Consider the following 14,532-nt stretch of genomic DNA (forward strand, 5'->3'; position numbering starts at 1 on the left):
CCGTCCCGCGCGAAAACCCAAGCACTGCACCGTTATTAGTTCGACACCAGCATTCCAATCGTCGTCGAACTACTCGTTCTCCTCAGGTTCCTGCACGACGTGGTATTTGGGATCGGCCATCGACAACGGGCCGTTACCGCTTTGGCGCACCTTGCCGGTGATTCGCAGCACTTGGCCCGGATGGATATCGGCACCGTGCCCGGGGTGGAAGGTGACCCGGATGTCTCCGGTGTTGTCGCCGACGACGATCCAGCGAAACGTGCGCCGGCGCTTGGTGATTTCCTCCACTTGGCTGACGCGTCCTTCGATGGTGGCCCGGCGTCCGGGAATCAAGCCTTCGATCGTGATCACCGCCGGGGGCCGCTCGGGGTGCTCGTAGTCTTCGACGTTCTCCTGTTCGCCCTGGGCGACGCGTGCTTCGACTCTGTCGAGTGCTCGCGCGATCCGTTGCTCAAAGCTGTCGGGGAACGCTTCTTCGATCCGTGACCGCACGTCGTAGGGCACAATCGTTGCGGCCGCATCCGGGATCCGGCTGATGGCCCGGGCAATCTTGTCCGCGGTCCGGTCATGCAGCAGCCGGCCGAGCAGTGGTGCATAGGTTCGACGCGGCAACAGCACCGTCACGTTGGTATCCGGGTGTTCGCTCAGCGCCCGCAACACCAATTCCTGCGCCGCCCGGTTGATCTGCCGATCCGGACAGTCGACCACCCGCAGGCGGGTTTGGAGATCGAAGCGATCCCAGCGCTTGCGCAGCTGCGCGGCATGGGCCGCGTCCACCATGAAATGCACGGCGATCAGTTCGTCGGCGCGCAAGCCTCTGCCGTATCGCAACGCCTCGATCACCGCCAGGTCAACCGAACTGACGAATACGAACACGCGGTGTCGCGCATATTTCACCAATTCCGGACGATCAGTGCGGAACATCTCGAGGATGGCTGCCTCAGCCCGGTACTCCCGGTTCAGCCGAATCAGCACGAACACCAGCGCCGGGAAGACGACCACAACCAGCCATGCCCCCTCGGTGAACTTGGCCACCGCGAAGATCCCCACCACGATCGTCGACAACACTCCCGCCGAGAAGTTGATGACCAGCTTGTGCCGCCAGCCCGGTTGCCGGTGTCTCAGATGGTGTTTGGTCATCCCGTAACCGGCCATCGCGAACCCGGTGAACACGCCGATCGCATAAAACGGCACCAGCGCGTTGACCGACCCCCCGGTGACCACCAGCAATGCCACCGACAGTGCTGTCAGCGTGATGATGCCATTGGAGAACACCAGGCGGTGACCACGTTTCGTCAGCTGCCGCGGCAGGAAGCGGTCCTCCGCAACGAAGCTGGCCAAGGCGGGAAAACCGTTGAAACTGGTGTTGGCACCGGTGAATAGGATGGCCGCAGTCGACGCCTGGACGAGAGCATATAAAACGTTGCCGATGATCCCGTGACCGAAAACCGCCCGGGCCACTTCGGAAAGCATCGACGGATATTCGTCGACATACGGCGTGGCGTGGGTGACGTGGGTCAGGTAGGCGACACCGGCCAACAAGAAGCCCAGAATGCACGCCATTGCGGTGAGAACCCGACGAGCGTTGAGCCCCTGTGGCTTGCGAAAGACGTTGACGGTATTGGAAATCGCTTCGACACCGGTCAGCGACGACCCACCGTTGGCGAACGCGCGTAGCAGCACCAGGATCGTCGCGCCCATGACCAATCCACTGCCCTGGTGAACCGGCACCGCTCCGGCGATGTGCTGGGGATCGTATGTCGGTAATCCCCCGAAGACTTCGCGGATGACACCGACCACGATTGTCAGCGCAATCATCACCACGAACGAGTACGTCGACACCGCGAACGGCAAGCCCGCTTCCCGCAGTCCCCGCAGGTTGGCGTAGCAGATCAGCAGCACCACCGCCACGGTGATTTCCAAACTGTACGGACCGAGCGCGGTTATCGCCGACACCACCGCCACCGTGCCCGCCGCCGACTGCACCGCCACTGTGACCACGTAGTCGATCAACAGTGCGGCGGCGGCGATTTGGGCCACTCTGGGCCCGAAGTTCTCCCGCGCCACCACATAGGAGCCGCCCGCTCGGGTGTATGCCATCACGACCTGGCGATACGACGCGGCCACCAACACCAGGATCAGCAAGATGACACCGGTGATCGGCAGCAACAATGCGAACGCCGCCAACCCTGCATGGGGCAGCAGCTCGATCATGATCTGTTCGGGACCGTAAGCGGTCGACGAGATCGCATCCGGCGAAAGAGCGCCCAGCGCAACGGGATTCGATAGTCTCTCGGTGCTCAGCTGTTCGCTGATCAGCGGTTTTCCGAGAAAGATGCGTTTGGCGACGTCACCAAACGACAGTGGGACGCTCAACTGGCGAGCCGATGTTGCCACGACACATCTTTACCTGATCGGCGCGCTGACCGAAAGGATCAACCGATGATCAGCGCGCCGTCGGCGAGTTCGTCGAAACGCTCGATGGCCTCGTCGCCTTCGGCGTCGATGCCGTGGAGCCGGCCGCGATCGGCTAGATAGCGCTGGGCGTACAACCTCGCGACCAGTGCCTTGCGATCCGCCTGGCGGGCGGCCCGCTCCCAGGCGGCCTGTTCGGTGAGCAGCGCGCCGGCATAGACGTCTCCCATGAATTGGGCCAGTGCGAACAGTCGCGCCTCAGCCACTCGGCCGTGCAGTTTCGTCCACGCGGTGATCGCCGCGTCGAGGTCCTCGACACGGCCCCGCACCAACCGGGTGGTGTCGTCGTCGTCCGACACCTCCACCGCGTCGTGCAGGCGCGCCAGCAGCGGTTCGTGCGCCTGCGTGCGCTCGATGCCGCGCTGCACGTCCAGGCACAGGATGTTGTCCGGGCCTTCCCAGATGGTGTTCACCTGCGCGTCGCGCAGCAGTCGGGCCACCGGCCAGTTTTCGATGTAGCCGTTGCCGCCGTGGATCTCGATGGCATCGGAGGCCATGGTGATGCCCAACCGACAGACCTTGAGCTTGGCGACCGGGACGGCGATGCGCTGACGCACCGACTTGGGCTGGCGATGGTTGGCGAAACCGGTGCAGTCGAACACCAGCGCTTGGGCAGCCTCGACGTCGACGATCATTTCGGCGAGCTTGCGGCGCATCAGCGGCTTGTCGATGAGCGCGTCGGCGAACGCGCGCCGTTGCCGGGCATAGCACAGCGACTCGACCAGAGCACGGCGCGCGTTGCCGAGCCCGAACAGCGCGATGCCCAGCCGCGCGGCGTTGGTGAGTTCCATCATGCGGCCCAGCCCTTTGCCGTCGGACGGCCCGGCGTCGGTGCTGGGTTCGCCGGACAGCAGGAAGGCTTCGGCGTCGACGAACTCGATCTCGCCCGAGGCCACCGAACGGGTGCCCAGCTTGTCCTTGAGGCGGCGGATCCGCACGCCGTTGGCCGAACCGTCGCGGCGCATCCGCAAGACCAGGAAAGTGGCGATACCGCGGCTCGAGTCGGGAGCGCCTTCGGGTTTGGCCAAGACGACGAACACCTTGCCGTCGCAGTTGGACGCAAACCACTTGAAGCCATTGAGAAGCCACGCGTCGCCGTGGCGGGTGGCGGTGGTCTCCAGCACGCCGAGATCGGATCCGCCGGTGCGCTCGGTCAACAGTTGCGCGGTCTCGCCCTCCCACTCGCCGGATTCGAATTTCGCCAGCACGTGTTCGCGAACGTCGGCCGGCGCGTAGGCGGCGACCAGCGCCTTGACCATGTTGGCGCCAGTGCCCAGCGCACAGCCCATGCCGATGTCGGCCTGGTTGAGCATGTAGTTGGACGCGAACAGCGGCAGCGACGGGTTTACCCCGGCGCGGCGGGCGTCGTCTTTGAGTGCCTGGTGGACGTCGAGGATGGCGCGCTTGGATGCGGTGAACGACGGCGGCTGGATTACCCGGCTGACGTCGTGGCCCCAGCGGTCGTAGCGTTCCAGTCGGGCCGGGTTGCGGTCGGTTTCCTCGGCCCACCGCGCCACCGGGCCGCCCATCAGCTCGCCGATGCGGGTCAAATGCGGTTCGGCGAAAGCCAACTCGTCGGGCTGCAAGTAATAGGCCATCGTGAACTGCAGCGTCGGATCACTGCGATACCAGTTCAGACCGACGGCGCCCTGGTACTTCTCGGTGCGGTAGCGTTCGGCCTTCTCGGCAGTGCTGAAGGGCAGCCGGTCGACGGCTTCGAGGTCGTAGTCGCTCATGGCGTCAGCTTCCGTCGGGTGGGAAGTTATTGCACGCCGATCGCGATTCGGCGTGTCATAAGTGGCCACTCGACACTAGCTAAGCCGGTCGACCGCTGCGGCGATCCGCTCGTCGGTGGCGGTCAGCGCGACCCGCACATGTCGGGCGCCGGCCGGGCCGTAGAACTCGCCGGGCGCGGTCAGGATGCCGCGCTGCGCCAGCCAGTCGACGGTGTCGCGACACGGCTGGCCGCGGGTGACCCACAGGTAGAGCCCGGCTTCGGAATGGTCGACGGTGAACCCGGCGGCGCGTAACGCCGGCAGGAGCGCCGCCCGCCGCCGAGCGTAGCGGTCACGCTGTTCGTGTTCGTGTGCGTCGTCGTCGAGGGCGGCGACCATGGCGGCCTGCACGGGGGTCGGCACCATCATCCCGGCGTGCTTGCGCACCGCCAGTAGTTCGGCGATCACGACCGGATCGCCGGCAACGAATCCGGCTCGATACCCGGCCAGCGAGGAGCTTTTCGACAGCGAGTGCGCCGCCAACAAACCGGTGTGGTCGCCGTCGCACACCAACGGATGCAGCAGCGACACCGGCTCGGTGTCCCAGCCCAGGCCCAGGTAGCACTCGTCGGAAACCACCAGCGCGCCGCGCTCGCGGGCCCAGCCGACGACCTTCCGCAGATGGTCGACGCCGAGGACACGTCCGGTAGGGTTGCTCGGCGAGTTCAGGTACACCAGTGCCGGGGACTGCGGGCCCAGCTGCGTCAGCGAGTCGGCGCGCAGCACCGGTGCGCCGGCCAGCCGTGCGCCGACTTCGTAGGTCGGATAGGCCAGTTCGGGTACGACGACCAGATCGGCGGCGCCCAGGGCCAGCAGTGTCGGCAGCCAGGCGATGAGTTCCTTGGTGCCGATGACGGGCAGGACGGCCGCCTTCGAGAGTTTGGTGACGCCGTAGCGGCGGCCCAATGCCGCCACCATCGACTGGCGCAGCGTCGGTGTGCCTGCGGTAGTGGGATATCCAGGTGAGGCGCTGGCGGATGCCAGCGCCTCACGGATCAGCGGCGCGACCGGGTCGACCGGTGTGCCGACGGAGAGGTCGACGATCCCGTCCGGGTGTGCTTCGGCGACTGCCCGGGCTTCGGTCAGGGTGTCCCAAGGGAATTCCGGTAACGTCGCCGACACGCGCCGCCAGCGATCGACCAGCCCGCTCAGTCGCCCTCGCCTTGCGGCGGCAGATCCTTGACCACCTGCGGGTCGTTTTCCGTCATACCGACTTTCGCCGCGCCTCCCGGCGACCCGAGTTCGGCGAAGAAGTCGGCGTTGATCTGCGTGTACTGCGCCCACTGCTCAGGCACGTCGTCTTCGTAGTAGATCGCCTCGACGGGGCAGACCGGCTCGCACGCCCCGCAGTCGACGCATTCGTCGGGGTGGATGTACAGCATCCGAGCGCCCTCGTAGATGCAGTCGACCGGGCACTCCTCTATGCATGCCTTGTCTTTGATGTCGACGCAGGGTTCGGCGATCGTGTAGGTCACGAAGGTCTCCTCCATGTGCTGGTCGTAGCTGCTGCCTGGTCGCTCGGACAGGGAGCCTGGGGGTTGCTGACCGAACACCCAGTGTGCCCTATCGCTTCGCTTGCGGGCGATGCGTTTCCGTTGATTACTGATACTAGACGTTGCATATACAATCTCACCACCGCCCCGCGCTATGCGCCACCAACAGGGCACCGAGCTGGCCGTGGGCCTGTAGAGGCTTCAGCCGCCGAACAGGCCGACCGTGCGGGCGTCCGCGATGGCCGCCTGGGCGATCTTCTGGGTGGCTTGCGGCGCAGGTGTGGAGGGCGCCAGCGTCAACGGGTTGTTCAAGGCGTACAGCTGGAAGCGGTAGTGGTGCACTCCCGTGCCGGCCGGCGGGCACGGGCCGAAGTACTCCGCCTTTCCGGACGAGTTCAGGCTGACGCTCGATCCCTGGGGTAGCGGGCCTTCCCCGATTGCGGTGGTCGAGGGCGGGATGCCGGTGACCACCCAGTGGATGTATAGGCCGGAGGGCGCGTCGGGGTCGTCGACCACCACCGCCAGCGACTCGGTGCCGGGCGGGACGTTTTGCCAGCGAAGCGGCGGGGGGACATTGCGACCCTTGCAGGAGTACTCGGCCGGGATCGGTGTGTTGTCGCCGAACGCGGAACTGGTGACGGTGAATTTGGCCGACCCGGCCGGCGGTGCCGTTGTCATGCTCGTCGCGGCTGCGGAAGTGGTCGGCCGAGGAGATTGCGGATTCACCTTGCCCCCACCACATGCGGGCAGCGCAAAAAGCAGCAGCGCAATAGTGGCCGATGCCAGTCTCATGGCGTGTGTATACCGCTGAGCGGCCGCGGGGTAAAGGCTTCAGTAACCGCTGAGCAGCCGGCGCACCCGGCCCAGCGTTTCCGGGCCGACGCTGCTGCAGATGCGTGACGGATCAGCGGGACGGCGACCCCACAGCAGCAGGACACGTGCCGCCGCGTCCGTTTCGAGCGTGGCCGGTCCGTCAGGCTCGGTGAGTTCGATTCGCACCGAACCATTTTCGGCTGCCACGATGAGGTCGTCGGCGCCGGGAACCCGCAGCCGGGCCTCGATGCGTTCGCCGGCATCGAGCAGCTCGGCGCCCTTCCTCAGCAGCGGTTTTCCCACCGCGATCACACTGTGGGTCGTCATCCAGCGTTCCGCCAGCCGGGCTTGTGCCGCTGCGTCGTCTCCGGTGATGTCCCAGGTGTGCAAGACGCATTCTTCGCGCATGTGCTCGGCGAACCACGGCACCTTCATGGTGCGCCCGGTCCAGGCGACGTCGGCATCGGCGGGAATACCGTCGGCTGCTTCGGCGACCTCGTTGAGTCTGGCCATTCTGTCGTGCAGGGCGTCCCACAGATCCGAGTCGTTCATGGCGCGCAGCGGGCCTTCGCGCTCCTCGAAGCTGCGCGTGTCGACGCGTTCGCCTTCGAGGTGCGCGCCCAGCACTCGGGCTAGTTCTTCGGCGTTGCCGGCTTGGTGGATGACGATGTCGCGCACCGTCCAGGCCTCACACCACGTGCCGGCATCAGGTCGGCGTTGCCGCACCGCGTCCAGAAACGGCTGCCACTCCAGAAACCGGTCGGTGTCGACGTTTCGGTTCATCACGCCGCCAACAGTGAGTAGGTGGTGGTCCGTTGACGCGCCGGCCGGCCGATGCCGTCGGCGATCGCGACCAGTTCAGCGACGGTCTTGGCGGATCCGTGTTCGGAGCCGGCCATCCGAGAGATGGTTTCCTCCATCAACGTGCCGCCCAGGTCGTTGGCCCCGCCGTTAAGCATCACCTGGGTGCCCTGCACGCCGAGCTTGACCCAGCTGGTCTGGATATGAGAAATGCGGCCGTGCAACATGATCCGTGCCAGCGCGTGCACGGCGCGGTTGTCGCGATGGCTGGGCCCGGGCCGCGACGCGCCGGCCAGATACAGCGGCGAGTTCTGGTGGACGAACGGCAGCGGGACGAACTCGGTGAAACCCCCGGTGCGGTCCTGGATGTCGCGCAGCACGTTGAGATGGGCCACCCAGTGCCGTGGGCTGTCGACGTGGCCGTACATCATCGTCGAGCTGGACCGCAGACCGACCTCGTGGGCGGTCGTGACGATCTCGATCCACATCGACGTCGGCAACTTGCCCTTGGTCAGCACCCAGCGGACCTCGTCGTCCAAAATCTCGGCCGCGGTGCCGGGGATCGTGTCCAGTCCAGCCGCACGCAGGCTGGTCAACCATTCGCGAATGCTCAAGCCGCTCTTGGTGACTCCGTTGGCGATCTCCATCGGGGAGAACGCGTGCACGTGCATCGACGGCACCCGCGCCTTGACCGCGCGAACCAGATCGGCGTATCCGGTGACCGGCAGCTCGGGGTCGATACCGCCCTGCATACACACCTCGGTGGCGCCTTGGACATACGCCTCCCACGCGCGGTCGGCCACCTCGCCGACCGACAGCGAGTACGCGTCCGGGTCGCCCTTGCGCTGCGCGAACGCGCAGAACCGGCAACCGGTATAGCAGATGTTGGTGAAGTTGATATTGCGGTTCACCACGAATGTCACGTCGTCGCCGACAGCATCGCGGCGCAGCGAATCAGCCAGCACCGCAACAGCTTCCAACGCCGGCCCGTCGGCGGTGGCCAGCGCCAAATACTGCTCGTCGGAGCAGCCGGCGGGATCGCGTTCGGCCGAGCGCAGGGCGGCCAGCACGTCGGTGTCGATCCGTTCGGGTGCGCGCGCGGCCAACGCATGCACCTGCGCGCGGATGGAGTCCCAATCGCCGAACGCGCTGTCCAGATCGCTGCGGGCCTCAGTGTTGCGCCCCTCGACGTCGATCGCCGAATGCAAGTCCACCCGTCCCGCCGACGCCACGTCGTCGGGCTCTTGCCACACCATCCCTACCGGGTTCACGTCGCGGGCCAGGCCGGTCGCCGGATCCGCCAGCGCCATGACATGCCGCCGCACCCGCGGGTCGATCCACGCCGCTCCGGCCTGCACGTATTTAGGCTGCGCGGTCAGCCGCTGCACCAGGTCGTATCCGGCTTCGGTGGTGACGGCCGACAGTTCATCCAAAGCGGGCCAAGGCCGTTCGGGGTTGACGTGGTCGGGCGTCAGCGGTGAGACGCCGCCCCAGTCGTCGACACCGGCTCCGATCAGCGCCAGACATTCCTCGCGGGACACCAGGTTCGGCGGCGCCTGGATACGCATACCGGGACCGAGCACCAACCGCGCCACCGCCACGGTCGCCACGAAATCCTCGAAGCCCGCGTCGGGCACCGAGGCCATCGCGGTGTGCTCCTTGGCCCGGAAGTTCTGCACGATCACTTCCTGGATGTGGCCGAACTCCTTGTGCACCTTGCGGATCGCATGGAATGTCTCGGCGCGCTCGTGCAGCGTCTCACCGATGCCGACGAGCAGCCCGGTCGTGAACGGAATCGACAGCCGCCCCGCATCGGTCAGCACCCGCAGCCGAACCACCGGATCTTTGTCGGGGCTGCCGTAGTGGGCCATGCCCTTGGTTTCAAACAGCCGCCGCGATGTGGTCTCCAGCATCATGCCCATCGAGGGCGCCACCGGCTTGAGCCGCGACATCTCCGACCAACTCATCACCCCGGGGTTCAGGTGCGGCAGCAGGCCGGTCTCCTCCAGCACCCGGATCGCCATCGCCCGCACGTAGGACAGGGTCGAGTCGTAACCGCGTTCTTCCAGCCACTGGCGGGCCTCAGGCCAGCGCTGCTCGGGTCGGTCGCCGAGCGTGAACAGTGCTTCCTTGCAACCGAGTTCAGCGCCCCGACGGGCGATGTCGACGATCTCGTCGGCTTCCAGATACATGCCCGCCCCTTGCGCGCGCAGCTTGCCGGGCACGGTGACGAACGTGCAGTAGTGGCAGGTGTCGCGGCACAGCCGGGTGACCGGGATGAACACCTTGCGTGAATACGTGACCGGCAACCGGCCGGTGGCGCCGCGCCGTCCGGCCGATTCCAGTCCGGCGTCGCGCACCCGCGCCGCGCTGCGGCACAAATCAGCCAGGTCATCGCCCCGGGCCGTCATCGCCAGGGCGGCCTCGTCGACGTTGAGCGTCACCCCGTCGCGAGCACGCCGCAACACACGCCGCAGCGCGCTGGCGCTAACGGCAGCGGATTTCCCCGGAACGGCGGGGATGGGTAGGTCGGCGCTGCGTTGCGGGTTCAGGGCCACTCCCCCGTAACACCCGCTCGCTGCGAAATCATCCGCACCCTCTCACGATCTCCATATCTCGGTGCCTGGCAACCGTCACATTAGACCTGAGTTTCGCGGGTCTTGCTCACCTGGGGTCGGGCGCCCGCCGCTCCGCCGCCTCGACCGGTTTCGTCCGGCGCCGGCGCCGCCAGAGCACCATCCACACCGGCGGTACGACGCCCACCGCGATCAGTAGCGGCGCCCGGGCCAAGGCAAGCACCCCCGGCCCGTCGAAGATTCTGTCGTCGCCAGGACCGCCGAGGGTCATCCCGGCCACGGTCAGCAGCCACGTCCACAACGGCAACGCGGCCACCCGTGACGACGTGGTCCAGTGCATGGCTGCCCATACCAGGAGCGCGTTGACCAGACCGCTGATCAATGCGCTTACCGGGAACGGAATCGACCCGATATAGGCGGGCAGCAGCAGTGCCGCGGCGAGTGCCGACAGGACGCCGTCGATGGCCAGCAGGGTGAGAACGACGATACGGATGGCGGGATCCGTCGCCGCGGTGTCATCACTCGATGCGACGGTTGGCTGGGTGGCGGTCAGGTCGGGACGCTGTCGAGCTGCGCGGCCGGGGAAGCGATCACCCACTGAAAGTTGTCGAGCCGGACCTGCCAGTGCTGCATGTCGGGGTCCATATCGGGGTCCATACCGGTTCCTTCCACGAGGCTGGCTGGTAGGAAGCCTACCGCGGGGAGGATGGGCACAAGTCGAGTCCGGCGAGCAGGTCGGTCTCCCAGCCGCGCTCGTCGCGCTCTCCCCCGGTCCCGGCGACCAGGATGTAGTGCTCCTCCGCCAGGATCGGCAGCGCCAGGTTGTTCGACAACGCGCACGCGCGCCCGGTGGGTCCGACGACGACCTGGGTGGCGTGCGCGGACAGCGCCGCAACCTTGGCGGGTAGCGCATCGGGTGCCTCGATGACGGCGTCGATCCGCTCGTCCGGGTAGCCGAACTCGCCGATGTCGCTGTCGCCGGTGGGGATTACCCAGTGGGGCTGTAAATCGTCGCGACGCAGTGCGCGCCAGCCCGCGGAGAAGGCGCTCGCAGCGATGACGGTCCAGTACATCTTCGGTACGGTCCACGGCTCGCCCGGGTAGTCCGCGGTGTCGGCGGCTGCGACCGCCGCTGTGGTGACGGCATGGGCGCGGATGTGATCCGGGTGTCCGTATCCCCCGTTGGGGTCATAGGTCACGACGACGTGGGGACGTAGCTCCCGGATTACCGACACCAGTGCACCGACAACGTCGCGCTCGTCGGCGTCGACGAACTTCTGCTGGCGCCGCGGCGCGGTGCCAGCCATGCCGGAATCGCGCCAGCGACCTGCGCCCCCGAGGTAGCTCGGTGCCCCTACACCGAGGGCGTGCAACGCGGCGGTGAGTTCGCCGATGCGGTAGCCGCCGAGTTGATCGGCGTGGTCGACGGACAGCTGCGCCCACTGGTCGCCCATGACTTCGCCCTCCTCGCCGAGTGTGCAGGTGACGACCTGCACTTGGGCACCGCGAGCGGTGTAATGCGCGATGGTGGCGCCTGTGGTGAGGCTTTCGTCGTCGGGATGGGCGTGCACGAACAGCAGCCGCGGCGTCTCGTGGGACGGCATGGAGAAACCGTACCGGTGAGCTGCGCCCAGCAAGGACCATGGGCTGTCCCGCAGCGCTTGGGGCGTTGTCTGTTCGCTGGTCGATCGACCCGCAGAGTGAACTGACCCGTCGGCGAGCGGTAGGTAATGCGTGCCGGGACCGTACATCTCGTTGCGCGAAGACGTCGGCGGTGTGGTAACGTCACGCTCATTTATGCGACTGTCCGTGCTGCGCAACAGCTTTCACGAAGGCCCACGCTGACGACTGCGAAATCTCTACCATCGCAGAACGCGACGTCGGGGCGCCAAGAGAAACGATGATGGCTACTATCGGAGAATGCCACAGCAGAGCAAAGCCGTAAAAAGCCGTCGCCGAGGCCAAGACCTCGAGAACGCGCTCTACGAGGCCACACTGGCCGAACTTTCTGCCGTGGGCTACGGCGGGCTGACCATGGAAGGGATCGCAGCACGCGCCCGTACCGGCAAGGCCGCGCTGTATCGACGCTGGGCCAGCAAGCGCGCGCTGGTGCAGGCCGCTCTGCTGCACGCCCTGCCGCCGTTGCCGGAGCCCAACGTTGACCGGTCGCCGCGCGAGAACCTGTTGGCGGTGTTCACCGCACACTGCGAGGTGCTCGCTGGAAAGACCGCCTTTCCGAGTCTGGACATCATCGGCCAGTTGGTCCACGAACCGGAGCTGCGCGCGATCTTCGCCGACGCCGTGGTGGCCCCCCGCCTTCGCATCATCGAATCGATCCTGCGAGCAGCCGAGCGCAGCGGCGACATTGATCCCGCCAGCCTTACCCCGTTGACCGCACGAATTGGGCCGGCGTTGATCAACCATCACCTGCTGTTGACCGGAGCTCCGCCGAACAAGCGACAACTGATGCGCATTCTCGAAACCGTGCTTCCCCAGCGGACACCGGCGGTCAGTCGCGGCGGGTAGCCGTCACCGCCCAGATCGGGAATTGCACCCGATAGTTATCGAGAAGTGGCTCAAGGGTTCAGCCGTTCTTGTAGGGGCTCGAACCGCTTGGCATGTCCGGGTTGGTCGTCATCTTGTTGCATGAAGGCCAGCGTCTGCGGCCTGAAGACGCCCACGTAAGTGGAGGTTACACCCGGGGAGTTATTGCGAAATCTTCAGCCATTGACCGGCATCGCCGACGATGCCCACCGGCACCGCGCCGGACAGGTTGACGTTTTGCACGCTGGGTCCCGCGGCGACGATCGTGGTGTCCTGCAGGATCGGCAACACGGTCGCCATATTCCACAGCCGCGGCTCTACCGCGTTGATCACGTCGTTGATGTCCTTGGTGCCCTGCAGGGCGGCGTCGATATTCGACTGGATACTGCGGTCGCAGATGCCGGTGATGTTCGACGGCGCCTGCACCAGCGCCCCCGGCTCCGGTGAGCGGCTCGGCGGGGTTGACGTCGGCGTCCTCGACGGAGACGCGGCGTGCGGCGCGGTCGGTGATCCGTCGGACCTGCTGGCCGCCGGCGCACTCGATGTCGACACCGGGGTCTCCTCCAGCGCGGGGCAGCCGTAGCGAGAAGCCAGCAGCGTCGCGAGGTTGCCGCCGGCTTGATGCCAGCCGACGACCGCGTCCACCCGGTTGTTGACCAACGCGTCGCGGTAGAGCACCACCGGATCCAATCCCAGCACGGTGGCGGCGATGCCGACGTTGCGCAACTGGTCGGCGGCCGTGTTGGCCACTGCCACGGCCGTCGGGTCGTTCGACGCAACACCGATAACGAGCGATAACTGCTTGCCGTCCTTGCTGATTCGGCCTCGGGTGAACTCCGGTGCCCCGGTGTTGACCGGTGTGGTCGCCGGATCTGCCGGGGGCGGCACCGATGCAGACGTGTCGTTCTCGATCTGGTAGCCGCCGGCTTCCAAGAGACTCAGCGCATCCGCCTTGGTCATCGCCGGCGGCGCCGTCGGCACATATCCGGGGTCGCTGGGCGCGCGGATCTGCGCCTGGTCCAGCGTGACCGTGTTGTCGCTGCCGGCGCCGACCGTGGCGAGCAAGTCCACGTCGATCAGCCCCAGAATCGCCTTGCGCACCTGGGAGTCGGCCAGCTTGGGTTCGTTGGCGCGCAGGGTCAACTGCATGACCCGCGGTGTCATGATCCGGGCGGTGCGCACGTCGGGAATGGCGGACAGTTGGGCGAATGCCGCTGAGCCGCCGTGTACCTGGGCGACCTGGGTGTCGCCGTTGCGGATCGAGTCGGCCAGGGCGGCCGGAGCGCCCGCGCGACGAAAGAGGATGAGATCCGGCTTGGCCGGCGGGCCCCAGTAACGGTCGTTGCGGGCGATCAAGATCTCGTCTCGTTGCGGGTCGATGTTCTCCACCCGGAACTGTCCGCCGGTGACGGGCAGCGCGCGCGTCAGCCCGGCCGGGAAGCCGCCGGGGACGTCTTTGACGATGTGTGCCGGCAGGATGTTGCTGAACAACTCCCGCCACGCCGGATATGGCTGGGAGAACGTGACGACCGCCTGCTTGCCGCCGTCGATCGACTGCACACCGGTGATGAGGTCGTAGCCGGCCGGGTCGACGACGCCGGGCTGGCTGACCATCTGGCGCCACAGGTACCAGAAGTCGTCGGCCGCGATCGGGGCGTTGTCGGTCCACTGCGCCTCGGGCCGGATCTTGTAGGTCACCGTGAACGGGTTGTCGTTGGTGACGTCGGCGGATACCAGCAGCGTCGGATCCATCTCCCACCGCGAACCGGTCGGAGTGCTCGGGTCGGGCACCGGGCGGAACGCGCTGGGCAGCACCAGGGCGCTGACCGCGGCGTTGACCGCCGACAGGTCGGAAAGCAGGTGGGGGTTGAAGCCGGCGCCGATCGAGTCGATACCCATGATGACCTGCATGACGCGCGGAGGCGGCGGCGGCGAGCTGCGCGACGTCTCGGTGCTCTGCGGCGCGGGCGGCGGCTTGACGGTGCAGCCCGACACCACCAGCACCAGCACCGTAGCCAGCCCGCCGATCATCGACCAGGCGCGGCAGGCTCGTTT

At 66.7% G+C, this 14,532-nt stretch carries 11 protein-coding genes; 1 reads left to right on the top strand and 10 read right to left on the bottom strand.

From position 1 onward, the window contains the following. Positions 1-69 precede the first annotated feature (69 nt). The 9 genes from G6N15_RS02565 to mshB form a co-directional block, all read right to left on the bottom strand. Complete coding sequence (locus G6N15_RS02565; protein ID WP_083084831.1) at positions 70-2,397, bottom strand: APC family permease; 2,328 nt, start codon at positions 2,395-2,397, stop codon at positions 70-72. Positions 2,398-2,435: 38 nt separating this feature from the next. Beyond that, positions 2,436-4,211: an acyl-CoA dehydrogenase family protein gene (locus G6N15_RS02570; RefSeq protein ID WP_083084829.1), complete on the bottom strand. Its 1,776-nt coding sequence runs from the start codon at positions 4,209-4,211 to the stop codon at positions 2,436-2,438. A gap of 75 nt (positions 4,212-4,286) precedes the next feature. Then, positions 4,287-5,372, bottom strand: a complete 1,086-nt coding sequence (dapC, locus tag G6N15_RS02575; protein WP_083084827.1) for a succinyldiaminopimelate transaminase — start codon at positions 5,370-5,372, stop codon at positions 4,287-4,289. A 26-nt stretch (positions 5,373-5,398) separates the two neighbouring features. After that, the gene (gene fdxA, locus G6N15_RS02580) at positions 5,399-5,725 is read right to left on the bottom strand and encodes a ferredoxin (protein ID WP_083085170.1); all 327 of its coding nucleotides are present in this window, start codon (positions 5,723-5,725) and stop codon (positions 5,399-5,401) included. 219 nt (positions 5,726-5,944) lie between these two features. Next, on the bottom strand, positions 5,945-6,535 hold the full coding sequence (locus G6N15_RS02585; protein ID WP_083084824.1) for a YbhB/YbcL family Raf kinase inhibitor-like protein: 591 nt from the start codon (positions 6,533-6,535) through the stop codon (positions 5,945-5,947). 39 nt (positions 6,536-6,574) lie between these two features. Next, entirely contained in the window at positions 6,575-7,339 is a 765-nt protein-coding gene (locus tag G6N15_RS02590) for a maleylpyruvate isomerase N-terminal domain-containing protein (RefSeq protein WP_083084822.1), read from the bottom strand. Further along, positions 7,339-9,915: a bifunctional FO biosynthesis protein CofGH gene (locus tag G6N15_RS02595; protein ID WP_083084819.1), complete on the bottom strand. Its 2,577-nt coding sequence runs from the start codon at positions 9,913-9,915 to the stop codon at positions 7,339-7,341. Before G6N15_RS02595 ends, G6N15_RS02590 begins: the two co-directional genes overlap by 1 nt. 106 nt (positions 9,916-10,021) lie before the next feature. Next, the gene (locus G6N15_RS02600) at positions 10,022-10,531 is read right to left on the bottom strand and encodes a hypothetical protein (protein ID WP_372506459.1); all 510 of its coding nucleotides are present in this window, start codon (positions 10,529-10,531) and stop codon (positions 10,022-10,024) included. Positions 10,532-10,625: 94 nt separating this feature from the next. Continuing rightward, positions 10,626-11,537 carry an N-acetyl-1-D-myo-inositol-2-amino-2-deoxy-alpha-D-glucopyranoside deacetylase gene (gene mshB / locus G6N15_RS02605; protein WP_083085164.1) on the bottom strand — a complete coding sequence of 304 codons (912 nt, stop codon included), beginning with the start codon at positions 11,535-11,537 and terminating at the stop codon, positions 10,626-10,628. A 316-nt stretch (positions 11,538-11,853) separates the two neighbouring features. Here mshB and G6N15_RS02610 point away from each other — a divergent pair, with 316 nt between their 5' ends. Further along, positions 11,854-12,459: a TetR/AcrR family transcriptional regulator gene (locus G6N15_RS02610; RefSeq protein ID WP_083084817.1), complete on the top strand. Its 606-nt coding sequence runs from the start codon at positions 11,854-11,856 to the stop codon at positions 12,457-12,459. Positions 12,460-12,639: 180 nt separating this feature from the next. Here the strand turns inward: G6N15_RS02610 and G6N15_RS02615 are convergent, their stop codons facing one another. Then, entirely contained in the window at positions 12,640-14,508 is a 1,869-nt protein-coding gene (locus tag G6N15_RS02615) for an ABC transporter family substrate-binding protein (RefSeq protein WP_179961808.1), read from the bottom strand. Between the last annotated feature and the right edge of the window lie 24 nt (positions 14,509-14,532).

Origin of the sequence: Mycobacterium noviomagense, assembly GCF_010731635.1 — a bacterium.
Taxonomy (GTDB): domain Bacteria; phylum Actinomycetota; class Actinomycetes; order Mycobacteriales; family Mycobacteriaceae; genus Mycobacterium; species Mycobacterium noviomagense.

Bases quoted from the DNA above. Each gene is read 5' to 3' on its own strand.
- G6N15_RS02570 (WP_083084829.1), bottom strand. From the start codon at position 4,211: ATGAGCGACTACGACCTCGAAGCCGTCGACCGGCTGCCCTTCAGCACT.
- G6N15_RS02585 (WP_083084824.1), bottom strand. From the start codon at position 6,535: ATGAGACTGGCATCGGCCACTATTGCGCTGCTGCTTTTTGCGCTGCCC.
- G6N15_RS02590 (WP_083084822.1), bottom strand. From the start codon at position 7,339: ATGAACCGAAACGTCGACACCGACCGGTTTCTGGAGTGGCAGCCGTTT.
- mshB (WP_083085164.1), bottom strand. From the start codon at position 11,537: ATGCCGTCCCACGAGACGCCGCGGCTGCTGTTCGTGCACGCCCATCCC.
- G6N15_RS02610 (WP_083084817.1), top strand. From the start codon at position 11,854: ATGCCACAGCAGAGCAAAGCCGTAAAAAGCCGTCGCCGAGGCCAAGAC.
- G6N15_RS02615 (WP_179961808.1), bottom strand. From the start codon at position 14,508: ATGATCGGCGGGCTGGCTACGGTGCTGGTGCTGGTGGTGTCGGGCTGC.